Origin of the sequence: Bifidobacterium sp. SKU, from assembly GCF_026016405.1 — a bacterium.
In the GTDB taxonomy this organism is placed as follows: Bacteria; Actinomycetota; Actinomycetes; order Actinomycetales; family Bifidobacteriaceae; genus Bifidobacterium; species Bifidobacterium bifidum.
The window spans coordinates 1,564,014-1,591,001 of record NZ_CP092890.1 but is presented as its reverse complement, the minus strand read 5'-3'; the positions used below and the strand labels follow the sequence as shown (position 1 = coordinate 1,591,001).

General features: G+C 63.1%; 17 protein-coding genes. 7 read left to right on the top strand and 10 right to left on the bottom strand.

The window, feature by feature from the left end; all coding sequences use genetic code 11:
• Nucleotides 1-11: 11 nt before the first annotated feature.
• Nucleotides 12-2,630 carry a bifunctional lysylphosphatidylglycerol flippase/synthetase MprF gene (locus MMB49_RS06790; RefSeq protein ID WP_047270645.1) on the bottom strand — a complete coding sequence of 873 codons (2,619 nt, stop codon included), beginning with the start codon at nucleotides 2,628-2,630 and terminating at the stop codon, nucleotides 12-14.
• Nucleotides 2,627-4,006, bottom strand: coding sequence for an alpha/beta hydrolase (locus MMB49_RS06785; protein WP_013363710.1), 1,380 nt, complete (start codon nucleotides 4,004-4,006; stop codon nucleotides 2,627-2,629). Before MMB49_RS06785 ends, MMB49_RS06790 begins: the two co-directional genes overlap by 4 nt.
• A gap of 318 nt (nucleotides 4,007-4,324) precedes the next feature.
• Here MMB49_RS06785 and MMB49_RS06780 point away from each other — a divergent pair, with 318 nt between their 5' ends.
• On the top strand, nucleotides 4,325-6,541 hold the full coding sequence (locus MMB49_RS06780; RefSeq protein WP_047270643.1) for an LTA synthase family protein: 2,217 nt from the start codon (nucleotides 4,325-4,327) through the stop codon (nucleotides 6,539-6,541).
• 174 nt (nucleotides 6,542-6,715) lie between these two features.
• On the opposite strand, the gene purD is transcribed toward MMB49_RS06780, so the two are convergent.
• From purD to purF, 3 genes are all read right to left on the bottom strand, one after another.
• Complete coding sequence (gene purD, locus MMB49_RS06775) at nucleotides 6,716-7,981, bottom strand: phosphoribosylamine--glycine ligase (RefSeq protein ID WP_003813917.1); 1,266 nt, start codon at nucleotides 7,979-7,981, stop codon at nucleotides 6,716-6,718.
• 128 nt (nucleotides 7,982-8,109) lie between these two features.
• A complete protein-coding gene (purM, locus tag MMB49_RS06770; RefSeq protein WP_047270641.1) occupies nucleotides 8,110-9,147 on the bottom strand; it encodes a phosphoribosylformylglycinamidine cyclo-ligase in 1,038 nt (345 codons plus the stop codon).
• A gap of 72 nt (nucleotides 9,148-9,219) precedes the next feature.
• Nucleotides 9,220-10,728, bottom strand: a complete 1,509-nt coding sequence (gene purF, locus MMB49_RS06765; RefSeq protein ID WP_003813913.1) for an amidophosphoribosyltransferase — start codon at nucleotides 10,726-10,728, stop codon at nucleotides 9,220-9,222.
• 181 nt (nucleotides 10,729-10,909) lie between these two features.
• Between purF and MMB49_RS06760 the strand changes: the two genes are divergently transcribed.
• The 3 genes from MMB49_RS06760 (at nucleotide 10,910) to MMB49_RS06750 (ending at nucleotide 13,232) form a co-directional block, all read left to right on the top strand.
• Nucleotides 10,910-12,499 carry a type VI secretion protein ImpB gene (locus MMB49_RS06760; RefSeq protein WP_047270640.1) on the top strand — a complete coding sequence of 530 codons (1,590 nt, stop codon included), beginning with the start codon at nucleotides 10,910-10,912 and terminating at the stop codon, nucleotides 12,497-12,499.
• 44 nt (nucleotides 12,500-12,543) lie between these two features.
• Entirely contained in the window at nucleotides 12,544-12,762 is a 219-nt protein-coding gene (locus MMB49_RS06755) for a hypothetical protein (protein WP_003813910.1), read from the top strand.
• Nucleotides 12,763-12,854: 92 nt separating this feature from the next.
• The gene (locus MMB49_RS06750; protein WP_013363705.1) at nucleotides 12,855-13,232 is read left to right on the top strand and encodes a VOC family protein; all 378 of its coding nucleotides are present in this window, start codon (nucleotides 12,855-12,857) and stop codon (nucleotides 13,230-13,232) included.
• 305 nt (nucleotides 13,233-13,537) lie between these two features.
• On the opposite strand, the gene MMB49_RS06745 is transcribed toward MMB49_RS06750, so the two are convergent.
• Together MMB49_RS06745 and MMB49_RS06740 are read right to left on the bottom strand one after the other, a co-directional pair.
• Entirely contained in the window at nucleotides 13,538-13,666 is a 129-nt protein-coding gene (locus MMB49_RS06745) for a LysR family transcriptional regulator (RefSeq protein ID WP_065434225.1), read from the bottom strand.
• 143 nt (nucleotides 13,667-13,809) lie between these two features.
• Nucleotides 13,810-14,373, bottom strand: coding sequence for a DNA-deoxyinosine glycosylase (locus MMB49_RS06740; protein ID WP_041775393.1), 564 nt, complete (start codon nucleotides 14,371-14,373; stop codon nucleotides 13,810-13,812).
• Nucleotides 14,374-15,008: 635 nt separating this feature from the next.
• Here MMB49_RS06740 and MMB49_RS06735 point away from each other — a divergent pair.
• On the top strand, nucleotides 15,009-15,647 hold the full coding sequence (locus tag MMB49_RS06735) for a DUF4230 domain-containing protein (RefSeq protein ID WP_003821830.1): 639 nt from the start codon (nucleotides 15,009-15,011) through the stop codon (nucleotides 15,645-15,647).
• Nucleotides 15,648-15,747: 100 nt separating this feature from the next.
• Nucleotides 15,748-16,410: a hypothetical protein gene (locus tag MMB49_RS06730; protein ID WP_013363702.1), complete on the top strand. Its 663-nt coding sequence runs from the start codon at nucleotides 15,748-15,750 to the stop codon at nucleotides 16,408-16,410.
• Between the two features lie 106 nt (nucleotides 16,411-16,516).
• Here the strand turns inward: MMB49_RS06730 and MMB49_RS06725 are convergent, their stop codons facing one another.
• From MMB49_RS06725 to purT, 3 genes are all read right to left on the bottom strand, one after another.
• Nucleotides 16,517-20,263, bottom strand: a complete 3,747-nt coding sequence (locus tag MMB49_RS06725) for a phosphoribosylformylglycinamidine synthase (protein ID WP_047297702.1) — start codon at nucleotides 20,261-20,263, stop codon at nucleotides 16,517-16,519.
• A gap of 207 nt (nucleotides 20,264-20,470) precedes the next feature.
• Nucleotides 20,471-21,223 (bottom strand): phosphoribosylaminoimidazolesuccinocarboxamide synthase, encoded by a 753-nt coding sequence (purC, locus tag MMB49_RS06720; protein WP_003813894.1) that lies wholly within the window; start codon nucleotides 21,221-21,223, stop codon nucleotides 20,471-20,473.
• Between the two features lie 317 nt (nucleotides 21,224-21,540).
• Nucleotides 21,541-22,821 (bottom strand): formate-dependent phosphoribosylglycinamide formyltransferase, encoded by a 1,281-nt coding sequence (gene purT / locus MMB49_RS06715; RefSeq protein WP_003815504.1) that lies wholly within the window; start codon nucleotides 22,819-22,821, stop codon nucleotides 21,541-21,543.
• A 298-nt stretch (nucleotides 22,822-23,119) separates the two neighbouring features.
• Here purT and MMB49_RS06710 point away from each other — a divergent pair, with 298 nt between their 5' ends.
• Nucleotides 23,120-26,947 (top strand): NPCBM/NEW2 domain-containing protein, encoded by a 3,828-nt coding sequence (locus MMB49_RS06710; RefSeq protein ID WP_229941006.1) that lies wholly within the window; start codon nucleotides 23,120-23,122, stop codon nucleotides 26,945-26,947.
• The last annotated feature ends 41 nt before the right edge of the window (nucleotides 26,948-26,988 follow it).

The window sequence follows — 26,988 nt, the reverse complement described above, 5'->3', positions numbered from 1 at the left end:
CGGATGACCGGCTACCGCTGCAGTGTGCGCAGCATGCCCATGGCCTCCTTCGCCGTCAGGGACGGCACGTAGGCGCGGACGACCGCCAGCCCGATTTGGGCCAGCACGGCCGGATCGGGATAGCAGATGTACACCGGCTCCTCGGTCGGCTGGAACTTGCGTTTGAAATTGAACAGCGAGTGGAATCCGTATGCGGGTTCCATCCAATCCGCCACGATCTGCAGCGCATGCTGCAGCATGACGGTGCCGGTATCCATATGTCCGGTCTCGTCGGCATTGTCGCGCTGCGGGTTCATGCCGGCCAGCGGTGCGGCGGACAGGCTCATGAACTCGACGGCGCACTCGGGGTGCTCCAGCCCCTCGTCACGCAGCCGCTCCGCCATGCGCGCGATCAGGAACTCCATGATGCCGTTCGGACTGTCGGTGCGATGCCGCATGAAATCAAGCGTCCAGCCGATGATGCGCCCGTCGCGCCACGTCGGCAGCCAGCTGGTCACGCCTAGCACCGTCCCCTCGGCATCGATCGCGTACAGGATGCGCACGCGCGGGTCGTGCAGCTCCTCGACGCCGCCCAGCGTGAACTTCATCTCCGGCAGCGCCTTGAGCTGCGCCCACTGCTCGGAGATCTCCTCGATCTGTTCGCGTATGTCGTTCGGGGCCTCGTTGAAGGTCGACATCACGTCGCTGATACCGGAACGTTTCGCCTTGTTGATGGCGGTGCGGATGTCCTGCCATTTCTTGCCGGTCGTCTTCCATTGCCGGGGATCGACCACCATCTCGCTGCCGACCTCCAGCGAATACCAGCCCATGGCGGCAAGCTGGTCGCGCTGCTCGCGATGCACGCTGTATAGCACGGGCGACCATGACTGCTGCATGCTGAACCGAGCGAACTCGCGCAGGTCGGACGACCATTCGCCACGGTCGCCGAACGGGCCCGTGGTCGTCAGCGCGATGCCGTGGATCACCCGGTATGCCATGGCCGACCGTCCGGTGGCGGAGAACCAGTAATGGTTGCCCTCCCACGTGGTCATGAAGCTCATCGACTCGCCATCCAGCTCCACCAGGCGGCCGGCGTTGGCGCGGGCGCGTCCGTCGACCAGCAGGATCTCACGCATCCATCGGACCGCGACGACCAGCACCACGAGCCAGAAGACCAGTCCCACGGCCTGATCGACCACCGATGCGGCCACGGTGCGCGGCAGGAACGACGGCCTGCTGCGGTTGAGGAACCCGATGGGAATGAACCGTGACGGCAGCTCATGCATCAGGCCATGCCATGTCGCCGGAGGCCGGAAATCGCCGGGGCGCAACAGTCCGAAGCCCAGATACGCCGCGATGCAGACGGCCAGGGCGATGACGACCGCCGCGCTGCCTCGCCGCAGACGCCCCGCGTCCGTGCGGATCGGGAAGTGGTGCATGGAGCAGGCGACGGCGATGGCGAACACCATTGGCAACAGCACGTTGGCGATGCTCGCCGGAATCGCGCCGTGCAGCAGCAGGGAACGCAACCCCTGCGGCGCGTGGGACAGAGGCGCCACGAAATAGTACAGCATCGCGATGCAGGATTCCCCCAGCCCGACGATGATGAACGCCCACGCGGCGAGACGCCTGCCACGATACAGGCCCCAGGTCATGATGAGCATCACCGCGGTCGGCAGCAGGGAACGCAGGACCGCCCCAGGCATGGACACCCGCAGCAGATTGAACTGGAAGAAGCAGCCGGTGCGGGCCATGCCGGCAAGGCAGGAGGCGAGCTTGCCGTCATCGGGTGAGGCCGGGCTCATAATTAGTCCCAATGAGCTCAACGGGCCGATATGGGTTGGTGAGGAGATCGCGATGATCGGGCCGAGCGTGAGTACCAGCGCGATGGCCGCGAACACGCGACGGGTCTCGTACGACGTGCTCAGCTGCCAGTGCAGCGGATCCGCCGCCGAAGCGGCGTCCAGCTGTCGGACGGTCTTCCGCTTGGATGCCAGCGCGCCCAGTACATGGCCGCATCCCGCCGCCGCGAGCAGGCAGTAGTCACCGGGATTACCGCTGAACATCACAACCATGATAATGGACACATAGCCGATCAGACGGATGCGCCGCCTCCACAGGCGGCGGGTGAACGCGCTGGCCGCCATCATCGCGCCCACGCCCAGCGTCAGCGGGCTGAGCGCGAAACGGATGCGGCCCACCACCGGAGTGCCCTGCAGCAGTTGGGCGATGCCTCCGCACAGCAGCAGTCCCAGGGCCGTCCCGGCGAGCGTGCAGATGAAGGCCGCCGTCAGGGTGCGGCGGCGGCCCAGCAGCGTCTCGGCGATGGAGAACATCACCAACAGCGCGATCGTGTCGACGAGCAGCTGCAGGATTCCGCGTGTCAGCAGCAGCGTGGCCAGCAGATGCAGCAGGTTGAACTCCTGCAGGCTGGTGCGCAGGCTGCGCAGAGGCAGTGGATGGCCGGCCAGCGCGAAGCCGATCCACATGGCGATGTTGAGACCCGCGAACGTGCAGGACAACGTCACTGCGAGGCGATGCCCGTGAATCCAGACGCTCACGTCCTGCACCAAGGCATGCATCCTGCCGTGGGTACGGCATTTGCGGCGGCTTTCTTTGCCGCTCTCCGGTTCGACTTGCGTGTCGCTCATTGCAGAACCTCAATTCTCGGATAGTCGGACCATGTCAGGCCCGTTTCGCCCAGACCCCAGCGGTGCGCACACAGCCAGGGGACGGCCGCCTCCAATGTCGCGTTGACGGAATGCCAGTCATGGCCGGTGTCAGGCACGACGATCTTCACGACGTGCATGCCGGCCTTGACACCGGCCTGGCCGTTGACGATGACATTTTTTATGGATCTCGCGTCGCGCTTGCCCGCCCCCAGAATCATGATCTGGTTGGAAGGCGCGTGGTCGGCGATGGCGTTGGCCGGCACTTGAGCCTCATAGGCGCTGCGGTCGCCGTTGAAATATTCGGCGACCATATGCTCCACGGATCCGGCGGTGGGCTTCAGCTCGCCGTCCACGGCGATGATGGAGCCGAATATGTCCGGGTGCCGCGGTCCCAACTGGGTGGCACACGTGCCACCCTGCGAGAACCCGCCGATCGCCCAATCCCGCGCCTGCCGGGACACGGGCAGATGCGCTTTGATCCACCGTGGCACGTCGACGGTCAGATACGTCTCCGCGCGTCCGACCTTGGTCGTGTCGGCGCACAGGCTGTTCACCGTGTTGTCGCCGTTCTGGTCGGGCGAGATGACGATGGGCGCCAGACCGTGATGCGCCTTCGCATACTGGTCCAGGATCGCGGCGATGCCGCTGGCCGAGAACACGCGGTCCGGATTGCCTGGCTGCCCGGCGAGCATGACGAGTACCGGCAGCTCTGGCGGTGTGTCGCTCAGGGCGGCTGGCGGCATGTAGACGGCCGCGGTACGCGCGCGGAATCCGGAGGCTGTGTTGGATATGTCCACCGAATAGACCTTGCCGTGCGCGGCGGCGGGCGGCAGTTTGCCATCGAGCACCTCGCGCAGCCATTCATCGACGGTCAGGGTCCCCTTCTGCATGTGCGACGTGCTGAGCGGATGATATGACGAATAGCCGATCAGCGAGCCGATGGTCTGATACTCCCCGTAAATCGAGTCGATACGGAGCGCGGTGGAGACCAGCACGAATGGGATGAGCACCGCGGCCATCAGGCGCCGGGCGCGCCGGGCGTGCACGATGGTCGTCACCAGCAGTCCCAACAGCGCGCAGCACGCGGCCGCAGCCATGATGACGGGCCAGCCCAGCGATACGCCGAATACCATGAATTTTTCGGAAAGCAGCCACATGACCAGCAGGCCGAAGCCACCGCAGACAAGCATGATGGGCACCTGCCTCGCCAGCTTGGACCGATCGCTCCTGAAGACCTGCCACAGCAGCAATATCGCCACTCCCACGCCGACAATCACCCATATCGTGGTTGGCAACGGGCCTGAGACGAGTCGTATATGTAGCAACCTCGTCACCCAACTCGGCAACGATTCCATGCGATCATCCCCCTTGTAAGTGTCATCGGTCGATGTTACCCGGTATGACCCGGCGCCTTTCGTCCGTCTCAGGGATGATATTGCCCGATGCTGTATGCGGGGCCCACTTATGCGGATCATGCGGGGCTCTTCCGCGCGGATTCCAACGGGCGGCGAGTGGCCCATACGGGTCTCAGACTGGTCTCATACGGGGAGATTCAGGGAAATATCAGTGAACGTGATGTACCATTGTCGTCGTTTCTTTACTAGAATGTCATTCGGTATTCATCATGGCGGCGCATGGCCGTTCCCTTCCGCGCGTGACGCGGCGGAAGAACCATGATGACGTGTATATGGCCGATAACGAATTGGGCATGGGTCGGATGGCGCCATGCGAATCACACGAAGTGCGGGTATATGAGCGACGAAATAAACGACAAGAACGACGACGGTACGAACGTGGCCAATGCCGTCAGTCCGTCCGGCGAGATCGAGGTGCTGGATATCAAGCGGGCCGACTCCTCTTCCGGCAGGAACGGCGGCAAAGGCGGCAGAAACGGCGGTCGCCGTGAGTATAAGCCGTTCCCCGGCTGGCTGTACGGTGTCCTGTTCGTGGTGTTCGACATGGCGGCGGTCGCTGCGCTGCAGTGGGGCGTCAGCCAGTCCGGCACGCGCGTGCAGCTGTCCAGTCCCGTCGTGGGCTGGGGTTTCGTGTCGAAGATGTGGACCAAGGGCAACTTCGTGTTCGTGCTGAACCTGCTGCTCATCGGCGCGCTGTATCTGGCGCTGCTCATGCTGTTCAACCGGTTCTGGATAGCCACGCCGGTGCTGCTGGCCGTGGCCATCATCGTGGGCGTCATCGAGCATTTCAAGGTGTCCATACGCTATGAGGCGATTCTGCCGTCCGATCTGGGCTTCCTCGGCTCGAATACCGGCAATCTGATGAGTTTCACCCCTCCGGGGGCCCATTGGATCATCCTCGGCGCACTCGCGGTGTTCCTGGTGTTCGTCGCACTGTTCGTGGTGCTCAACCATGTCGATGGCCGGCATGGTCGCATGATCCGTTTCGACAACAAGGGGTTGGCCGCCGGAATCCGTCTGATGGTGTTCCTGCTGCCGTCGTTGTTCTTCGGCCTGTACTGTGACCAGGTCAGCACCGTCGGCTCGTGGGCGAACGGTTTTTCCAAGGCCCTGGGCGACACTCCTTCGATGTGGGATTCCGTGTATGACGCGCAGCGCAACGGTCCGCTGGTCTCGTTCACCCGGCAGCTCAACCCGACGATCATGGATGAGCCGAGCGATTACAGCGAGGCCACGATGAAGGAGGTCGTCAAGAGGTACGAGGCCGCCGCCGAGAAGATCAACGCCTCGCGCACGAAGAACATGACCGATTCGACGGTGGTCTACGTGCTGTCTGAATCGTTCTCAGACCCCGCGCGCGTACCCGGTGTGAAGCTCAACAAGGACGCCATTCCGGAGGTCCGTGCCATCAAATCCGGCACGACCAGCGGTCTGATGCTGTCGTCCGGATACGGTGGCGGCACCGCGAACCTGGAGTATATGGGATTGTCGGGCCTGAGCATGGCGAATTTCGACTCGTCTCTGACCAGCCCGTACCAGCAGCTGGTACCGGGGCAGCATTGGACGCCGACGATCAACCAGATGTGGGGGGCTCCGAAGAACTCCATCGCCTTCCACCCGTATGAGCCGTCGATGTATTCGCGCGCGACGAACTACAAGAAGTTCGGATTCGCGCATTTCTACACGCTGCAGGGCGACGACATCATCAAGCATCGGGGCAAGATCGACCGTTCCCCGTACGTGTCCGACAAGGCCACGTATCAGAGCGCGTTGGAGGACATCAGCTCGACCGATTCGAACCAGTTCATCCAGATCATCACGATGCAGAACCATATGCCGTACAACGACTGGTATGCCGACAACGAGTTCAAGGCCACCGCGGCCGACGGCGCCGATTCCCTCGGCTCCGACGAAGTGACGGCCATCGACACGTATGCGAAGGGCGCGAGCATCACCGATACGGAGACGAAGAACTTCCTCGATGAGCTCAACAAGCTCGACAAGCCGGTGACGGTCGTGTTCTATGGCGACCATCTGCCGGGCATCTACGAAACCGCCAGCCAGGATACGAACAATTCGCTGGCGCTGCATTTGACGGATTATTTCATATGGTCCAACAAGGCGTCCGGCTCGCAGGGCAAGAAGGTCGACAACAGCGTGTACTCGTCGCCGAACTATTTCGTGGCGCAGACTGCGGAGCACATGAACGCGAAGGTGTCGCCGTACCTGGCGTTCCTGACGCTCATGCACAAGAAGGTCTCCGCCATGGAGCCGCCGGTGGTCAACAAGATCCAGGGATGGGACCGCATCCCCGAGGGGCAGGATATCTATCTTGACGCGGCGGGCAACCCGATGGCCGAGGACGAGTTCGACGAGCAGACCAAGCAGCTGATGACCGATTACAAGCTCATCCAGTACGACATCACGGCCGGCAAAAACTATCTGAAAGACACCGACTTCATGGATCTGCCGTAAGGCCTCACAAAATAGCAATTGCCCCCGCTACTAGCGGGGGCAATTTCATAGGCATGCCATACACGGCTTTTTACCGCCTGAAGTGAGTTGTGTGGTGCAGATGCAAGGCGCGGAATGCGACGACGTACGATGGTACTTCGAGCGTTCCGCAACGCAGCAGATGCGCCGCACAACTCACTTCAGCGCTTTGGCACCGATGTCGTGGCGGTAAAACATTCCCTCCGTGTCCAGCTTGTCGATGATTGCGTAGACCTTGTCTTGGGCGGACTTGAGGTCGGGGGCGGTGGTTTCGATGAGGAGGACGCGTCCGGAGGAGGCGACGAGGCCTTGGTCGCTGTTGGAGACGCCGGCGTAGTAGACGTGGGAGGCGTCGTCGACGGGGATGGAGGGGATTTTGGCACCCTTGATGACGTTGACGGGGTAGCCGTTGGAGGCGAGGACGACGCCGAGGGTGGCGTTGTCGCTGTCCCAGGTGAAGGCGGGGGTGCCGCCGTCGAGGATGGCGCTGATGGCTGCTCCGAGATCGCTGGTGAGCTTGGGGAGGACGACTTCGGTTTCGGGGTCGCCGAAGCGGGCGTTGAATTCGATGACCTTGGGGCCGTCGGCGGTGGCGATGAGGCCGGCGTAGAGGATGCCGGTGAAGGGGGTGCCTTCGGCGGCCATGGCTTCGACGGTGGGGCGCACGATGGTGTCGATGGCGGTGTCGATGACGTCCTGGCCGATCTGGGGAACGGGGCTGTAGGCGCCCATGCCGCCGGTGTTGGGTCCTTCGTCGTTGTCGTAGGCGCGCTTGTGGTCCTGGGAGATGGGCATGGGCCAGAATTCGGTGCCGCGGACGAAGCTCATGAGGGAGAATTCCTGGCCTTCGAGGAAGTCTTCGATGACGACCTTGGCGCCGGCCTTGCCGAAGCGGTGGTCGATGAAGATATCGTCGAGAGCGGTGATGGCGGTGTCGACGTCCATGGCGACGGTGACACCCTTGCCGGCGGCGAGTCCGTCGGCCTTGACGACGATGGGGGCGCCGTGTTCGCGCACGTAGGCGACGGAGTCTTCGAGGTTGTCGAAGGTGCGGTATTGGGCGGTGGGGATGTTGTGGCGGGCCATCAGCTGCTTGGCGAAGTCTTTGGAGCCTTCGATCTGGGCGGCGGCCTTGTTGGGGCCGAAGGCCTTGATGCCGGCCGCGGCGAAGTCGTCGACGAGTCCTTCGATCAGGGGGACTTCAGGGCCGACGAACGCCCAGTCGTACTGGTTGTGCTGCATGAAGCTGATGAAGGCGGCGTGGTTTGATTCGTTGATTTGGGTGGTGCGGATGCCGTCCAGTTCCATGCCGGGGTTGCCGGAGGCGACGGTGACTTCGCTGACGCTGTCGCCGCGCAGCAGCGCGTGCGCGATGGCGTGTTCGCGTGCGCCCGAGCCGATGACCAAGACTTTCTGACCCATGATGTGTCCTTTCTTCAGGCCCCGCTGGCGGGGCTGTCCGTTGCAGACGGACTGGGGGGGCTTGCCGGCCACCCCCGGATTCGCTTGTGACCGCACTCCCCATCAGTGGGGAGTGCGGGAGTGGATGCTTACTTCAGCGTGATCTGCGTGCCGTCGGTGTCGGGGACGATCGTGCCGATCGCATATCCGGCTTCGCCGTTGTCCTTGAGCAGGGCGAGCGTCTCGTCGGCGCGTTCGGCGGAGACGGCGAGCACCATGCCGATGCCCAGGTTGAAGATGTTGTACATCTCCTTGTGGTCGATGTCGCCGGCGCGTTCCAGGACGTCGAAGATGGGAAGGACGGGCCAGGATCCGAGCGTGATGTCGGCGGCGAGGCCGTCGGGGATCATACGGGGGATGTTCTCGATGAAGCCGCCGCCGGTGATGTGGGCGACGCCCTTGACGACGCCTGCCTTGAACAGGGGCTTGAGTGTCTTGACGTAGATCTTGGTCGGGGTGAGCAGCACGTCGCCGAGCTTGGCTCCGCCGAGTTCGGGGAGCACGGTGTCGACGGTATAGCCGGCCTGCTCGAACAGGGCCTTGCGCACGAGGGAGAAGCCGTTGGAGTGCACGCCGGTGGATGGCAGTCCGATGAGCACGTCGCCGGCGGTGATACCGGAGCCGTCGACGATGGCGGACTTTTCGGCCACGCCGACCGCGAATCCGGCCAGATCGTATTCGTCTTCGTCATACATGCCGGGCATTTCGGCGGTCTCGCCGCCGATCAGACCGGCTTCGGACTGCACGCATCCGTCGGCTACGCCGGAGACGACCTGTTCGAGCAGCGCCGGATCGTTCTTGCCGCAGGCGATGTAGTCGAGGAAGAACAGCGGCTCGGCGCCTTGGGCGGCGATGTCGTTGACGCACATGGCCACGCAGTCGACGCCGATGGTGTCGTGCTTGTCGACCATCTTGGCGACGACGAGCTTGGTGCCGACGCCGTCGGTGCCGGAGATCAGCACGGGCTCCTTGTAGCCGAGGGACGCGAGGTCGAACAGGCCGCCGAAGCCGCCGATGCCGCCGACGACGCCGGGACGGTTGGTGCGGGCGACGTGCGATTTGATGCGCTTGACGACCTCGTAGCCGGCTTCCACGCTGACACCGGCGTTTTCATATGCTTGTGGCATGACGTACCTTTCTTGGATGATGCTTGTTGGGTTGTTTCGGGATTGGGATTGGTCTGTGATGCTGGAACGCCGTTATTGCTGCGTCGGCGCGGTGGTGTACTCGTTGCCTTCGTACTTGCTCTTGTAGAGCGCGAATTCGGGCAGACGGACACGGTCCTCGGGGGTGAGGGACTTGAGGAAGTCGGTCTCGTAGTCGTCGAGCGCGGTCGGGTAGTCGCCGTTGAAGTAGGCGACGCACAGTCCGCCGTAGGGTGCCTGCGCGTTGAGGCCGATGGATTCGACCAAGCCGTCGAGCGACAGGAAGGCGAGGGAGTCGGCGCCGATGAAGTCGCGGATCTCCTCGACGGATTTCTTCGCGGCGATCAGCTCCTTGGTGGTGGAGATGTCGATGCCGTAGAAGCACGGGTATTTGAGCGGCGGCGAGCTGATGCGCATGTGCACTTCGGCGGCGCCGGCTTCCTTGAGCAGCTGGACGATGCGCTTGGACGTGGTTCCGCGCACGATCGAATCGTCGATGACGATGACGCGCTTGCCGCGCACGACACCGCGGACGGCGGACAGTTTCATGCGCACGCCCTGCTCGCGCAGCTCCTGCGTGGGTTGGATGAAGGTGCGGGCCACGTACTGGTTCTTGATCAGGCCCATTTCGTTGGGCAGGTGCGCGGCCTCGGCGTAACCGGACGCGGCGGACAGCGACGAGTTGGGCACGCCGATGACCATGTCGGCGTCGACCGGGGATTCCTCGGCCAGGCGCGCGCCCATGCGCTTGCGGGCGGAGTGCACGTTCACGCCGTAGATGTTGGAGTCCGGGCGGGCGAAGTAGATGTATTCCATGGAGCAGATGGCCAGCTGCGTCTTGTTGGTGTACTGCACGATCTTGTAGCCGTGGTCGTTGACCACGATGATCTCTCCGGGACGGATGTTGCGTACCAGTTCGGCGCCGACGACGTCGAGAGCGCAGGTCTCGGAGGCGAGCACGTAGGCGCCGTTCTTCATCTTGCCGAGGGACAGCGGTCGGAAGCCGTTCGGGTCGAGCGCGCCGATCATCGCGTCCTCGGTCATGATGAGGTAGGCGAACCCGCCGTGCACGGTGTTGAGCGCCTCCTTGAGCTTGTCCATGAAGGTCGGCTTGGAGGAGCGGCGGATCAGGTGCATGAGCACTTCGGTGTCGGAGTTGGAGTGGAAGATCGCGCCTTCGTCCTCCAGCTTGCGACGCAACGACACGCAGTTGGTGAGGTTTCCGTTGTGCCCCAGCGCCACGTCGCCGTCGTGGAACCGGAAGATGAACGGCTGGATGTTGTCGGTGGTGCCCGATCCGGCGGTGGCATAACGCACGTGGCCGATCGCCTTGTCGCCGGTGAGCCGTCCGATCTCGCGCTCGTCGCCGAACACCTGGGTCAGCAGTCCGAGGCCGCGGTGCCCGATGAGATGGCCGTGGTCGTTGGAGACGATGCCGGCGCCTTCCTGACCGCGGTGTTGCAGTGCGTGGAGTCCGAAATACGTCAGGCGGGCGGCGTCCGGGTGACCCCATACGCCGAAGATGCCGCATTCTTCGTGAATGTCTTCGAGTTCAGCTGACAAGCCAAAGCTCCTTCCAAAACATGGGAGACAGGGGATTCGCTACCTATCCACAGTACCAATCGGCGGCTACATCCGCGCTTGGGGGTGTGGCAGATGGGCCTCATGGGCGGCGACATACTATCGAACATATGTCTCATAATGATTGTACTCTGAAACGAAAGCGCGAAAGGGGGTGGTGACGATGGTTCGGGGCGAGCATGTGTATCTTGCCATAGACCTGAAGTCTTTTTACGCTTCCGTGGAGTGTCACGACCGTGATCTCGACCCGCTGCGCACGCATCTGGTGGTGGCGGATGAGGAGCGTACGGACAAGACCATCTGCCTGGCCGTGTCTCCTTCGCTGAAGGCGTATGGCATTCCCGGACGCGCACGTTTGTTCGAGGTTCGGCAGCGCTTGGCATCGGTGAACGCCGAGCGGGCGATGCTGGCTCCTGGCGGACGGCTGTCCGGTGAATCCTGTGATTCTCGGGATCTTGAACATTCCCCGAGATTGAAGGCGTCGATGGTGATTGCCAAGCCGCGAATGGCGCATTACCTGGAGGTGAGCGGCAGGGTGTACGGCGTGTACCTGCGATATGCCGCGCCCGAGCACATCCATGTCTATTCGATCGATGAGGTGTTCATCGATGCCACGCCCTATCTGCGCGCGCTGGGCATGGGCCCGCACGAGATGGCGAGGGCCATCGTGCGTGACATTCTCGCGCAGACGGGCATCACCGCCACGGCCGGCATCGGCACCAACATGTATCTGGCGAAGGTGGCGATGGACATCGTGGCCAAGCACATGCCCGCCGATGAGGATGGCGTTCGTGTGGCGGAGCTTGACGAGATGTCGTATCGGCGATTGCTATGGAACCATCGTCCGCTTACGGATTTCTGGCGGGTCGGTCGCGGCTATGCCCGGAAGCTTGAGCATGCCGGCCTGCTGACCATGGGGGACGTCGCCCGATGCTCGATCGGCCGGGCCTCCGACTACTACAACGAGGATCTGCTCTACCGCATGTTCGGCAGGAACGCCGAACTGCTCATAGACCATGCGTGGGGCTGGGAGCCGTGCACGATCGCGGACATCCAATCATATGAGCCGGATGCGCACAGCATCAGCAGTGGGCAGGTGCTCACCGGGCCCGCCGACTATGCCACGGGACGGCTCATCGTCAAGGAGATGGCGGACGCGCTCGCCTTGGATCTTGTCGGCAAGCGGGTGCTGACGAATCGTCTGACGCTCGCGGTCGGCTACGACATCGGCAGCCTTGACTCGACCAAACTGGATTCCTGCGCGGATTCGGCGATGAAACGGGCCTCCGATCAGGCGGGCAAGAGCTATCGCGGGCCGGTGTCCGTCGACCGGTATGGGCGGCGGGTCCCCAAGCCGGCCACCGGGTCGATCGGACTGGGGGAGTTCACCTCGTCTTCCACTCGCATCCGTGAGGCGATGACGATGCTGTACGAGCGCATCGTGGATCCGCGTCTGTTGGTGCGCCGGCTCACCGTCATCGCCGATGATGTGGCCACGGCGAATGAGCTTGCGGCCGGCAAACGCTACGAGCAGCTTGATCTGTTTTCCCGGATCGATTCGTCCGCGGAGGAGGGGGACGATGGCCATGCCGGCATTTCGAACAGTGATGTGCGGCGTGAGCATGACATGCAGACTGCATTGCTGGAGGTCAAGAGGAAATTCGGCCGCAATGCCGTCATCAAGGCGATGGACATGGAGGACGGCGCCACCGGCCAGGACCGCAATCGGCAGATCGGAGGCCATCGTGCATGAGCGTATCGAACGTATTGCGCTATCGGGCGTGAAAAGGAGTCCATATGGCATTACATGAGACGCATAAATATGACGACATCATCGATATGCCGCATCACGTGTCGCGCAGGCATCCGCAGATGTCCCGTCGTCAGCGGGCCGCCCAGTTCATGCCGTTCGCCGCGTTGACCGGCTACGAGCGGGTCATCGAACAGGCCGCATGCGATGCCGAGGCTGCCGTGGCCCGGGCCGACGCCGCCGGCGACACCGATTTCGGCGCCTGAAACGGGGCTTTACCCAAAGCTGATATTCACCCGCGTCACGAGCGATGCAAGGATAATGGAATAGTCATCCACATGGTCATAGGAGGTTCATCATGATCGATCACATCGGACTGTTCGTCGCCGATGCCGCCAAGCGCGCCGATTTCTACGAGAAGCTGCTGGCGCCGCTGGGCTATGTCAAGAAGGCCGCATACCCGACTGCAGTATGCTTCGCCAACGACGAGGACGGCGACGGCATCTGGCTGGAATCGCCGAAGGACGGCAATCCGGTCGTGCCGTCACACGTCGCGTTCCGCGCCAAGACCGCCGACGCCATCAAGGCGTTCCATGAGGCGGGTCTCGCGGCCGGCGGCACCGACAACGGCAAGCCCGGTCCGCGCCCGAACTACGGGCCGGGCTACTATGCCGCGTTCGTCCATGATCCCGATGGCAACAACATCGAGGCCATGCTCAACGACTATCAGGCGTGATCCGACGGTTCCGGCCGGAATCATGCCTGTCAATGGTTGCTGATGCTCCGGTGGAGCGCAGTCGATGAAATCATCGACCGCGCTCCACCGGTAGTCGCAGGCGGATATGCCGAAGCTGATCGCGTATGAGGTTCCCGGCCCGCAGCCACGGGAGCGAATCCGGCGCGGCGGAACAGCATGTCGCCGATGCGTCCGTCGATGTCCTGCGGATTGCCCAGTAGGAACGGGCAGCGCTCCAAGGATGACAGGTCACCGGCGCCGATGGCGGTCTCATCCGGCGGCGTCCCGCCGCCGGCGAGATCCAGTCACAGCGAGTTCGCGATGACCAACACCATACGTTCCTGATAGAAATTCACCAGCTCCACGCCGGTCGGCATGCCGGTGAAGTCCGCCACCGCCACATCGAGATTGCCGTCCGCCAGCCAATGCCGCAATTGATCGTTGCGTCCATCAGTTGTGCTCCGGCGCATATCATTCGGCTGAGGCTGACGATTCGGGGCGCCGTTCCTGTATCTCATCCCGGTCTGCCGGTTGGGCGCGTCGATTGCCCGGCACCGCCGTCCACGCCGCGATCGCGTCAGAGACCAGTGACCGTTTCATCCGCCATTTCAAGAGCGCCTGCGCTCTGGAAGGCCAGTCGGTAGGCTTCGATAAGCGCCGGCAGCCGCATCGAGGCGTTGGCCGGACTGGTGGAGGGGAGCGGAGTCATGCCGATGGTGATGCCGGTTGCGGCCAGTCGTGGTTCGATGAGTCTGCGATAGAGTTGCGCCGACTTCGCTCCGGTGGTGAATATGCGAGCGATCGGCGCATCGCGCAGCAGGGGCGTCAGATCGTTCGGCGTGGCGTTGCGGATGCTGGCGTCACTGGCCCCGGTGATGTCGCAGGACGCGATGACATCCCACAAGGCGATATGGTGGCGCATCGCGAATGCGCGGCGGGATTGCAGCGAGTCGCCGGTGACATCAGACGGATCCGCCGGGTCGGCGAACAACGCCTGCATCACCGGCCAGAAGCGATTCTGCGGGTGCATATAGTAGAACGCCGCCTTCCGCGATTTCGGACTGGGCATCGACCCCAGTATCAGAATCCGCGATTCGCTGTCCCACACCGGGCCGAACCCATGCTCCACATGCTCGCTCATATCCCACATTGTACGTTCCCCGCCAATCACTGCTCCGGCCTTCGCCCCTTTCCGCCGGGCAGCCAAATCGGTGGCAAAGCGCATGATGCGCGCCCCTGTATTCGACGAGTCTTGTGCAGACAGCGTTATCTTCGACTCGTCACCGCTGCCGTTCACGGTTGCTGTCAGAACATCGTCGCTGTCGTAAGGAGTGAATGTCGTTTTCATTTCGGTGTCATTTGCTTCGCGTAGTGAGAATGCGGCGCTGCATGGCAACATGGATCGGACGGCTTCGTGCAATTTCGCGGGAGATACTGGGAAATCGAACTTCTCGGTGATGTCATTGTCGTTCCCTTCTTATGCGGCTCGTGTTGATGCCGACCGGTGCATGATGGTTCGGCAACGTTGCCAGCACAAGGATCATAACCAAGCTCAGATATAGCATTATGTCGCAATATTTACGTTATACTTATTGTGTTGCTGATTGTGCATCGCTAATGTGTTGCATAATCGGTGAGAACCAGCTCGAATTCAGTCGACGACTGATGTCTCGTCGCGGTTTTGCCCATACATTTTGTAGACGTATGCCAGAACTGGATTGCATCAGATGCCACATGAATTGAGATGACGAGAGTATGAAAGAGAAAAGGTGAAAAATGCGCGCACGCGTCGACAAAGATGGCTCATCATTCAAGATGAGCCTGAAAGCAACAATCATTCTGGCGGTCGTCGTCGCCGTCATCTTTATGTTCGCCGGAGGATGGATTCGTGGTGCCATCACCAAGTTCTTCAATCCTCAACAGGAATTGACCAATGAAGTCGTCGTTAAGCAGCTGGAGAAGATTCAGGATCTTACCACGGCTAAGGAAACGGATTACGGCTTCGAGAAATACGAAGACGGTGGTATTGCGTTCCTGAACAAGAAGCAGTTCACGATGTTCTACACATACGAGGTGCGCGCGGGGGTCGATCTGGCCAAGGCCCAGATAAAAATCGACAAGGACTCCAAAACAGTGTCTATCACGCTACCTGCACCGAAAATCCAGTCGGTGGCCGTCAATCCCGATTCACTGCGTTTCTTTGACAAGTCTGATTCCTTCTTTAACGCAGCGGATGTAGAGGACACTAAAGCTGCGATGGAAGACGCCAAGAAAAAGACCGAAGCTCGGCTAGACCGAACACAACTGCTGAAAATTGCCAATAAACAGGCTAAAGATGTCATCGAGCGCTTGTATGAGCCTACTGCTGAAGCCGGAATGTACACGGTGACCGTGACGACGACCAATCCCAAGTGATTGATACCCGATGACTAAGCACTTCGTGCACAGTATCACGTGCACGGTCACAACCCGTCATCAAACATGATACGAGAACACAGGAAAGAAAGGTGACAATATGGGAGATATAGCACAAGGCCAACAGGTCTCGAAGAAGCTCCCCGCCAAGCAGCTCATTCCGTATGTGCTGTTGGTGGTCGGCGCAGTGGCGATGGCGGTGTCGTTCTTCCTGCCGTTCGCCTCAGCAAAGGGCGATTATGCAGAATACCTGAAGCAGTATGGTGATCGGGTATACACCGCGGAAGCCGGTCTACACAACAAGGATGTGGTGGGGCTGTCGCTGCTGACATTCCTGCGCATCTACATCGCGGGTCTCCAGTCCGGGAAGCTGCTCGGCGGCATGTACCTGGAAGCTGTCATATGCATTACGCTCATGGTGGTCATCGCGGTGTCTTCGCTGCTTATTCTGCTGTTCGGAGTGTTGAAGAAGCCGATCGCGGCCATCGTATTCTCGGTGCTTGCTGTAGTCGCTTTCTATGCGCTGCGTTGGGATTTTGACGATCGTGGCGTACTGCCTTCCTCGCAGTATGGATACGGAATCGCTGAGTATATCTATCCGATTTCGTTTGTCGTGGTTGTCGCCGGGGCGATTTGGTTCATGGTCAGCCGTCACATCGCGAAGACCGTGCATCAACAACTGGCCAACAACACTGTTAACAGCGCTCCTGTGGCGAACGGTGCGGCGGTCGCAGAACCTGTCGCGCCCTCAAAGGCCGAGTAATCCATACCGCCGCGTATCGCGCGGAGGCCATACTTCATCAATAACAGACTGGGGCGGGAACCCGAGAAGGTTCCCGCCCCAGTCTGCTATCAGTCAGCCATCACCGTCACGCGGCGAAGTACTCGACGCCGGCCTCGAAGATCGGCTGGTACTTGTCGCCGGGCACATTGACGTACAGGCCGTTGCCGGAGCGCTCCGAGTGACCCATCTTGCCGAAGACGCGGCCGTCCGGGCTGGTGATGCCCTCGATGGCGAGCAGCGAGCCGTTCGGGTTCACGGTCAGGTCCATGCCGGGCACGCCGGCCTCGTCCACGTACTGCGTGGCGATCTGTCCGTTGGCCTTGAGCAGGTCAAGCACCGGTTCGGCGGCGACGAAGCGGCCTTCACCATGCGAGATGGCCACGGTGTGCACGTCGCCCACGGCCGTGCGCGACAGCCACGGCGACAGGTTCGACGCGACACGAGTGCGCACCAGACGGCTCTGGTGACGGCCGATCGTGTTGAACGTCAGCGTCGGGCATTCGGCGGTCATCGGCACGATGTCGCCATACGGAACCAGACCCAGCTTGATGAGCGCCTGGAAGCCGTTGCAGATGCCGAGCATCAGGCCATCGCGGTTCTTGAGCAGGTCGCGCACGGCCTCGGTGACCGCGGGCGCGCGGAAGAACGCGGTGATGAACTTCGCGGAGCCGTCCGGCTCGTCGCCGCCCGAGAATCCGCCGGGGATCATCACGATCTGGCTCTTGTTGATCTCGTCCACCAGCGCCTGCGTTGATTCGGCGACGGCGGCCGGCGTCAGGTTGTTGACGATCAGCGTGGTCACGTCCGCGCCCGCACGTTCGAAGGCGGCGGCGGAATCATACTCGCAGTTGTTGCCGGGGAACACCGGAATCACGACGTGCGGCTTGGCGACGCCGGCGCCCGTGTACACGGTCTTCTTCGGCGCGTCGAATGTGATGGTTTCGACGCTCTTGCCGGCTTCGTCGCTCTTGGAACGGTATGGGAACACGGATTCGATGCCGGACTCCCACGCCTCCTGCACGTTCGCCAGATCCAGCGTCTCGCCCGCCGCCTTGAACACGTACTCGGCGGTGGTGGTGCCGATCTCGCCGACCTCGACCAGGTTGGAGGCCGCCGGGATTTTCTCGTTGTCCGCCAGCTCGATGATGAACGAGCCGTATGCAGGCTTGAACAGGTCGTCCGCGGCGATGCTCTCGTTGAGCGTCAGGCCGATGCGGTTACCGAGCGTCATCTTGAACAGCGCCTCGGCAGTCGCGCCGTAGCCCGGCGTGGAGACGGCCAACGCGATGTGATGCGACGGGTCGGTAAGCTCCTCGACCAGCGAGAACGCCTCAAGCAGCGCATTCTTGTCCGGGGTCAGGCCGTCGGCCAGGTAACGCGGCGCGATACGCACGATGCGGTGGCCGGCACCCTTGAACTCGGGGGAGGTGGCGCGCTTCATGCTGCCTACGGCCACGGCGAAGGAGATCAGCGTCGGAGGCACGTCGAGGTTCTCGAACGAACCGGACATGGAATCCTTGCCGCCGATCGCGCCGGCGCCGAGGTCGACCTGCGCCATCAGCGCACCAAGCACGGCGGCCGTTGGCTTGCCCCAGCGTTCCGGCTCGTCGCGCAGCTTCTCGAAGTACTCCTGGAAGCTCAGGTACGCCTTCTCGTGTTCGAAACCGGCCGCGACCAGCTTCGACAGCGACTCGACGACCGACAGGTATGCGCCGGTGAACTGGTTCTTCGACATGATGTACGGGTTGAAGCCCCACGCCATGGCCGAAGCGGTCGTGGTCTCGCCGAACACAGGGAGCTTGGCGACCATGGCCTCGTTCGGGGTGAGCTGCTTGCGTCCACCGAACGGCATGAGCACGGTTCCGGCTCCGATCGTCGAATCGAAACGTTCGGACAGACCCTTGTTCGATGCCACGTTGAGGTCGGTGACGACCGCGTTCATGCGGTCGGCCAGCGAGCCTTCGCGCCACGAGGCGGGCACCTCGTACGCCTCCTGCTCCTCGACGCGCACGACCTGATGCTTGGAGGCGCCGTTGGACGCCAGGAACTCGCGGCTCAGGTTCACGATCTTGTCGCCGTTCCAGGTCATCACCATGCGCGGGTCCTCGGTCACGGTGGCGATCACCGTGGCTTCGAGGTTCTCCTCGCGGGCGTACCCCAGGAACTCGTCGACGTCCTTGGCTGCCACGTCCACGGCCATGCGCTCCTGCGATTCGGAAATCGCCAGCTCGGTGCCGTCAAGTCCCTCGTACTTCTTCGGAACGGTGTTGAGGTCCACGTACAGACCGTCGGCCAGCTCGCCGACCGCCACGGACACGCCGCCGGCACCGAAGTCGTTGCAGCGCTTGATGAGTCGGCAGGCGTCGCCGCGGCGGAACAGGCGCTGCAGCTTGCGCTCGACGGGCGCGTTGCCCTTCTGCACTTCGGCGCCGTCGAGTTCCAGCGACTCCACGTTGTGAGCCTTCGACGAGCCGGTGGCGCCGCCGATGCCGTCACGGCCGGTGCGACCGCCGAGCAGGATGATCCTGTCGCCGGGGGCCGGGGTCTCACGGCGCACATGGTCGGCCGGGGTGGCGGCCACGACCGCGCCCACCTCCATGCGCTTGGCCACATAGCCGGGGTGGTAGATCTCGTCGACCTGGCCGGTGGCGAGCCCGATCTGGTTGCCGTACGAGCTGTAGCCGGAGGCCGCGGTGGTCACGAGCTTGCGCTGGGGCAGCTTGCCTTCAAGCGTTTCGGAGACCGGCACGGTCGGATCGGCGGCACCGGTGACGCGCATCGCCTGATACACGTAGGAACGGCCCGACAGGGGGTCGCGGATGCATCCGCCGATGCAGGTGGCCGCGCCACCGAACGGCTCGATTTCTGTGGGGTGGTTGTGCGTCTCGTTCTTGAACAGGAACAGCCAGTCCTCGTCCTCGCCGTTGACGTCGACCTTCACCTTGACGGTGCAGGCGTTGATCTCCTCGGACTCGTCGAGACCGGTGAGGATGCCGTTCTTCTTGAGCCACTTCGCGCCGATCGTGCCCATATCCATCAGGCACACGGGCTTGGCGTCGCGGCCGAGCTCGTGACGCATCTCCAGATAGCGTTCGAAAGCGGCCTTGACCGCGGCGTCGTCGATGTCGACCTTGTCCAGTTCGGTGCCGAACGTGGTGTGGCGGCAGTGGTCGGACCAGTAGGTATCGATCACCTTGATCTCGGTGATCGTGGGCTCGTGTCCCTCTTCGGAGAAGTACTTCTGGCAGAACTCAAGATCGGCCAGATCCATGGCGAGCCCGCGCTCGTCGATGAACTTCTGGCCGGCAGCGGCGTCCATCTCGTTGAAGCCGGCGATGGTCTCGACCTTGCCGGGGGTGGGCACCTGGGTCTTCAGCGTGGTCTTGGCTTCCAGCGACGCCTCGCGGGCCTCGACAGGGTTGATCACGTAATGCTTGATGGCAGCGACGTCGGCCTCGCTGAGCGTGCCTTCGAGCGCGTACACCTTGGCGGAGCGCACGGTCGGACGCTCACCCTGCGAGATCAGCTGGATGCACTCTGCGGCGGAGTCGGCGCGCTGGTCGAACTGTCCGGGCAGGAACTCGGTGGCGAACACCGTCGCGTCGCCGAAGTCAGGCAGGTCCGCGGAGGCGTCATCCACCTGCGGCTCGCTGAACACGGTAGGCGTGGCCTGTTCGAAGAGCTCCTGGGAGATGCCCTCGACGTCATAGCGGTTGACGATGCGCACCTTGCGCAGGCCATCGATGCCGAGGATGGTCTTCAGTTCGGTGCCGAGCTGCTGGGCTTCCACGTCGAAGCCGGGCTTCTTCTCCACGTACACGCGAAAAACCATGAGAATCCTTTCTTAAGAAGTTATTCAAAAAATGAAGAGGCGTGGTGAAAGAACTTGGCTCCCCTCTGGAGGGGAGCTGTCAGCGAAGCTGAATGAGGGGAGATGTCATGGCAGTGAACGCCTTAACCTCCCCTCAGTCGTCTATCGGCGACAGCTCCCCTCCAGAGGGGAGCCAACATTATGTTCTGCTACTTGCGCTTGGATGAATTACTCGGTGACCTCGATGCCCTCGGACTTGGCGAGCTCGGCAAGCCGCTCCTCGATCTCCTCGTAGGCGGGGATGATGCTGCCCAGGCCGCGGCGGAACAGGTCCTTGTCAAGGTGCTCGACCTTGCCGGAGTGATCCTTCTGATCCCACAGGCGGCAGGAATCCGGGGTGATTTCGTCAGCGAGCAGCAGCGTGCCGTCGGACGCGCGGCCCATCTCGATCTTGAAGTCCACCAGCTTGACGTCGATCTTGGCGAAGATCTCGATCAGGGCCTCGTTGATCTTGCGGGCGAGCGGCGCGATCTCGGCGAGGTCCTGACGGGTGCATACGCCCAAGGCGACCAGATCGTCGTCGTTGACGAACGGATCATGCAGGTCATCGTTCTTAATGAAGTATTCGAGCACCGGCTCCTTGAGGGGCAGGCCTTCCTCCACGCCTAGACGGGAGCAGAAGTGGCCGGCCGCGACGTTGCGCAGCACGATCTCCAGCGGGAACATGTTCACCTTGCGCACCAGCTGGCCGGTCGCGTTCACGCGCTTGATCAGGTGGCTGTCGATGCCGCGCTTCTTGAGCAGGTCGAAGATGATCGTGGTGATGAGGTTGTTCAGTCGGCCCTTGCCGGTGAAGTCCTCCTTCTTCTCGCCGTCGCCGGCCGTGGCGGTGTTCTTGTATTCGACCCACAGGACCTCCGGGTCGTCGGTCGCGTACAGCTGCTTGGCTTTGCCCTCGTAGAGCTTTTCCAATTTCTCCATAATCGCCTTCCAAATCATGCTTGAGGAGCGGAATTTCTGGGTGAACTAACGGTAAAAGAATACCAATGGGCGGCTACATGCGCAGCGCTAACACGCTCGCTGCGGCTGCTATCCGCGCATGATCCCACCTGTACCGTCCGAAACGGGACTCTGGCGGGATGAAAGAGGCCTATGGCTGTGTACTTGGTCGCGTGTTTGGTCGCGCGTTTGGCTGTGTGTTCAGCTGCGTGTTATCCGGCGAAAGTCCCATTGGAGTCGGCCCGGATGGGACTTTCGCCGGATAGAGATGAAAGATGTGCCGCGGTCTTCGTGTGGCGCTAGCGCACGGTGATGGTCAGCGCATCGGCGACATCGGCGGCCTTGCGCCGCGCGTCACCGGCGTCCGTCCCGATGGCCAGCGACACGGCCATGCGGCGGTGTCCATGCACTCGCGGCTTGGCGAAGATCCGCAGGTCGGTGTCGGGCTCGGCCAGCGCGTTCTCCACTCCGGTGAATTCCGCCTCGCCGTCGCCGGCGACCACGATGGCGTGGCTCGCGGCGGTCTGCCCGTCGCCCATCGCCAGCGCCACATGCCCTTCGGTGACGGGCAGGCCGAGGATCGCCCGCGCGTGCAGCGCGAACTCGCTCAGCCTCTGGGAGATCAGCGTCACCATGCCCGTGTCATGCGGGCGGGGGGAGACCTCGTTGAACAGGATCGATCCATCGGTCAGTACGAACAGCTCCACGCCGAACACGCCCCATCCGGTTTCGCCCGATGCCGTGGCCTTGTCGACCAGCCCCTGCACCGCGGTACAGGCGATGGCACGCGCCCTTTCCAGCACCTCGCCATCGGCCGCCGCGGGCTGCCAGGATTCCCGGTAGTCACCGCTTTCCTGCCTCTGCCCGATAGGCGCGCACGTGACCACGCCGGCCGACGAGCTCACCGTCAGCACCGTCAGCTCATAATCCAGCGGCGCCAACGCCTCGACGATCACGCGCGACACGTCGCCCTCGTCGGCGGCGCGCCGACCCTCCTGCGCCTCGACCCATGCGGCGTCGATCGCGTCCGCCCCGCGCACGACCGACTGCCCATGCCCGGACGAGCTCATCACCGGCTTGACCACGCACGGGTACCCGACCTCCCGCGCCCCGGCGCGCAGCTCCTCCAACGACCCGGCGAAACGGTACGGCGTGGTCGGCAGCCCCAGATCCTCGTGCGCGAGCACGCGCAGCCGCTCGCGGTCCATGCAGATGGCGGCGATTTCGGCGCTCGGCACCACCTGGACGCCGCGCGCCGCGGCATCCGACAGCTCGCCGGTCGCGATCGCCTCGACCTCCGGCACGATGATGTCGGGGCGCACCTCGTCGAACAGCGCGCGCAGCCGGGCCGCGTCGGCCATATCCAGCACGCGTGCCTCGTTCGCCACCTGCTGGGCGGGCGCACCGGCGTACGAGTCGGCCGCGCACACCCATGCGCCGAGACGCATCAGCTCGATGGTGACCTCTTTGCCGAGCTCGCCCGAGCCGAGGAACAGCACGCGGGTGGGATGTGCCCCCAGCGGCGTGCCCAGCGGGCGATGGGAGGGGAGGGAACTTGCAAAAGCGCTGGTTTCAGTCATGGTCTCATTGTGCCACCGGGGGGATACCGTATTTCGACGTTTCGACGCCGTGTCTTAATGTAATGCCAATATAGTTTACATAATCAGGAGCCGTAAAAATCATGGATGATACCTGTGCGGTTCCGTCTGCGGCGTGAGGACGGCATAGAGGTCGCCTTCCTTGCCGCGCCTGTCATAATCGACAACCCCTGAGGAAAGGAAGCACCATGAGTCGTGCTGGATATAGGAGAGCGTATAGGAGAGCGGCCGGGGGGGGGTGACGGCGGCCTTAGCGGCGGCTCTCATATGCCTGGCGCCGTTGTTCTCCACGAACACCGCGCAGGCGGCCGGAGGAGACGTCGTCTCGGTCGCCGATTACGGGGCCGCCGCCGATAGCGGCGAAGACAGCGCCCCCGCAATCATCAAGGCGGTCGACAAGGCCAAGGAACTCGCCGCCGAAGGTAAGAACGTCACCATCGCGTTCCCCAAGGGGCGCTACGACATCTATCCCGACAAGGCCGAGCGGCGCACCCTGTACGTATCGAACACCGTCGGCACGAACTCGTCCTACAAGGACAAGAAGATCGGCATCCTGCTTGAGGACACGAAGAACATCACCGTCGACGGCCAGGGTTCGGATTTCGTGTTCCACGGCAAAATGACGACGTTCGCGGCCATCAACAGCCGGAACGTGACGTTCAAGAACTTCAGCGTGGACTTCCAGGTGCCGACGGTCATCGACCTGACCGTCGAAAAAGTGGATGCGGGCGCCAAGACCGCGACCGTGTACGTGCCCGAGGAATACAACTACAGGCTGTCGGGCTCGAACATCGAATGGTATTCCGATTCCAGCCCGTACACCGGCGCCACGTACTGGACGGCAAGCAACGCCCTGCCGTACGTGCAGCTCTATGACACGAAGACCGGACTGACCGTGCGCGGCGACGTATGGACCAACCCCATATTCCAGAACGTCACCGGCATCACCGACGCCGGCAACCACCGGCTGGTCTTCTCGTACTCGTCGATGAGCGACAAGCTCGCCAACGCCACGGGCATCAGCTATCAGATGCGACAGACCACGCGAGACCACCCGGGCGTGTTCCTGTGGAAGGACAAGGACGTCACGCTCAAGGGCATCGACTTCCGCTTCCTGCACGGCTTCGGCGTGGTCGGCCAGTCGACCGACACCATCACGATGGACGGGCTGCACTTCGGTACCGGCGAAGGCACCGGCCGCAGCACCGCAGGATACGCCGACTTCGTGCAGATGTCGGGCTGCAAGGGTGTCATCACCGTTGCGAACTCCAGCTTCTCCAACCCGCATGACGACCCGATCAACGTGCATGGCACCTTCCTGCAGGTGGTGGAGAAGATCTCCGACACCAAGATCAAGGTGCGCTACATGCACAACGAGACCGCTGGATTCCCGTCGTTCTTCGTCGGCGACCAGGTCGAGTTCATGACCAAGGGCGACATGCTCCCGGTCTCCGACTCCGTGCGCACCGTCACCGCCGTCGACGGGCCCGACGGCCAGGGCGGTGACATGGGCGCGGGGTCGGGCAGCCTGACCGACATCGTCCTCACGCTCGACAGCGCCATCCCCTCCGCCGTCGCGGTCAACAGCCACGTGGTGGAGAACATCACGTACACGCCCGAGGTCAACATCCACGACAATGTCTTCAAGGAGACGCCGACCCGCGGCATCCTGGTCACCACCCGCAAGAAGGTGACCATCGAGAACAACCTGTTCGACGGCATGGGCATGGCCGGCATCTACATCTCCAACGATGCGCAGAGCTGGTACGAATCCGGCCCGACCCGCGACGTGACGATCCGCGGCAACACGTTCCGCCGCAGCGGATCCGACGCGATCCTGGTGGAGCCGACGAACCCGACCGTGTCCACCACCGACACCGTGCACAAGAACATGACGATCGAAGGCAACACCTTCTACGTCAACGGCAACCGGGTGCTCAACGCGAAGAGCGTCAGCGACCTGACCTTCCGCGACAACAAGATCTACCGTGAGAACCCCGACGATACGGTCACGCTGGGCGGCGACGCGGACGTGGCGCTCGCCGTCGGAGACACCCGCCGAATCGATGCGACCGCGTCGGTGAGCCAGGTGTCGGGATCGCGCCTGTTCCGTCTCAACGGATGCAAGCAGGTCGTGTTCGGCGGCAACACGTACGACGTCGGCGTCAAGGCCGGTATCGACCTGGCCAATATGGGTGCCTCCGAGGTGAACGTCAGCGACGATTCGGCCAAGGTCGGCGCGGACGGTCTCGTCCCCGTCACCGGCAGCATCGCGTACGTGTCCGACGACGCGGCGGTCGCCTCGGTCGACCAGGACGGCACGATCACCGCGGTCGGCGAAGGCGAGACAACGGTCCGCACCTACGTCATCGCCGGCGCCCGGCGCATGCCCGGCTCCGTCGTCAACGTACGGGTGAGCGCCTCGACCGCCACGGCGCCGACCCCCGGCACGTCCGCCGACCCGCTGGACGGGCACCCGTCCTCGGTGGCCACGCTGTCGTCCGCCACCATCGACGGCCTGTCCAAGTCGTTCGACTTCAAGCCGGGCACGCTGTACTACTTCGGCGCGGACTCGGCCCTCACCGCACGCGCGGCGTTCAAGGCGACGGATGCCGATGCCAGCGTCAAGGCGACGTTGAACGGCAAGGCCATCGACGCCACGGGCGCCGACGTGAAGCTGGCGCGTGGCCGCAACGTCATCGAAGCCACGGTCACCGCGACCGACGGCATCACCGCCAACACCTACCGTTTCGTGATCGACCGCATTGGCGGCGTTGACACGGGTCTGGCAGCGCTGTCGGTCGGTGGCAACGCCATCTCGGTGGAGCACGGACGCCTGCAGTATACGGCGTCGACGATGCGCTCCAAGACGCAGGTCGTCGCCTCGTCCTTCGACCCGACTGCCACATTGCAGCTGATGCGGGTGAACGGCTCGAAGAGGGTCCCAGTCGGCGATGCGCAGCAGGGAAGCCTCACCCGGGACGTCACCGTATACCAGGGCGACAACACGTTCGAGCTGGACGTCACGTCCGGCGGCAGCACCGTCTCCTATAAGGTTGCCGTGACCGGCACGGACAGCGTCTACGCCTCCGATCTGGCGTGGGAGTCGGCCACGTCCGGCGACCCCAACACCAACCCGGTGCGCAAGGACAAGAGCTGCGGCAACAACACGATCACGCTGTGGGACGGCGAGAAGGAGCAGACGTTCGACAAGGGCATCGGCACCCACGCGGCCTCGCGCATCGTGTACGACGTGTCCGATCTCGGGGCGATCCGCTTCGAGGCGTACGTCGGCGTGGACCGCGAGCTGACCGGCGTCGACCGCGACCACGCAAATGTCGACTTCCAGGTGATGATTGATGGTGAGGTCGTCTTCGAGAAGACGGCGATGCAGCACGACACGCCGATGGCGAAGGTCTCCGTCGACATCCCCGAAGGTGCCAAGACCATCACGCTGGCCGTCGGCGCGGGCAGCGAGACGTGGGGCGATCACGCGGATTGGGCGGACGCCCGGTTCGTCGGCGTTGAGATGCCGGAGGCGCCTCAGGTCACCGGCCTCGCCGTCACCGGCGAGGGAGTCAAGGACGGCAAGCTGGACATGACCGTCGGCCAGAGCGTTGGTCTCGGTGTCACGGTCACCCCCGAGGATGCCGTCGACCAGTCGGTCACGTGGACGGTCGCAGGTGACGCGGTCAGCGTCGGCGAGGACGGCACGGTGAAGGCGCTGAAGGCCGGTACGGCCACAGTCACCGTCGCATCCGTCGCGGTGCCGTCGGTGACGGCCTCGGTGACGGTCACGGTGGCGGAGAAAGCCGATCCCGACCCGGATCCGAAGCCTGATCCTGAACCCGATCCTGACCCGACGCCGAAGCCTGATCCTGACCCGGATCCCAACCCGAATCCGGGTCCGGGCGACGAGCCGGGTACGACGACTCCGGGCGACGGCCAGAAGCCGAACACCGACAAGGATGCCGACAAGAACGCCGGCAAGGACAAGAACCAGTCCATCGCCGCGACCGGCGCCTCGATCGTGCCGGTTGGCGTGCTCGCGGTCTCGATGATGGCCGCCGGCTGCGCGCTGACGGGGCGCAAGAGGCGCGAGTCCTGACGGCAAACCGTTCTCCGGGCACGTATCGCACGGCTCGAGGA

Coding starts and splice junctions, on each gene's coding strand:
- MMB49_RS06790 (WP_047270645.1), bottom strand. CDS start 2,630: ATGAGCGACACGCAAGTCGAACCGGAGAGCGGCAAAGAAAGCCGCCGC.
- MMB49_RS06785 (WP_013363710.1), bottom strand. CDS start 4,006: ATGGAATCGTTGCCGAGTTGGGTGACGAGGTTGCTACATATACGACTC.
- MMB49_RS06780 (WP_047270643.1), top strand. CDS start 4,325: ATGATGACGTGTATATGGCCGATAACGAATTGGGCATGGGTCGGATGG.
- purD (WP_003813917.1), bottom strand. CDS start 7,981: ATGGGTCAGAAAGTCTTGGTCATCGGCTCGGGCGCACGCGAACACGCC.
- purM (WP_047270641.1), bottom strand. CDS start 9,147: ATGCCACAAGCATATGAAAACGCCGGTGTCAGCGTGGAAGCCGGCTAC.
- MMB49_RS06760 (WP_047270640.1), top strand. CDS start 10,910: ATGGTTCGGGGCGAGCATGTGTATCTTGCCATAGACCTGAAGTCTTTT.
- MMB49_RS06755 (WP_003813910.1), top strand. CDS start 12,544: ATGGCATTACATGAGACGCATAAATATGACGACATCATCGATATGCCG.
- MMB49_RS06750 (WP_013363705.1), top strand. CDS start 12,855: ATGATCGATCACATCGGACTGTTCGTCGCCGATGCCGCCAAGCGCGCC.
- MMB49_RS06740 (WP_041775393.1), bottom strand. CDS start 14,373: ATGAGCGAGCATGTGGAGCATGGGTTCGGCCCGGTGTGGGACAGCGAA.
- MMB49_RS06735 (WP_003821830.1), top strand. CDS start 15,009: ATGCGCGCACGCGTCGACAAAGATGGCTCATCATTCAAGATGAGCCTG.
- MMB49_RS06730 (WP_013363702.1), top strand. CDS start 15,748: ATGGGAGATATAGCACAAGGCCAACAGGTCTCGAAGAAGCTCCCCGCC.
- MMB49_RS06725 (WP_047297702.1), bottom strand. CDS start 20,263: ATGGTTTTTCGCGTGTACGTGGAGAAGAAGCCCGGCTTCGACGTGGAA.
- purC (WP_003813894.1), bottom strand. CDS start 21,223: ATGGAGAAATTGGAAAAGCTCTACGAGGGCAAAGCCAAGCAGCTGTAC.
- purT (WP_003815504.1), bottom strand. CDS start 22,821: ATGACTGAAACCAGCGCTTTTGCAAGTTCCCTCCCCTCCCATCGCCCG.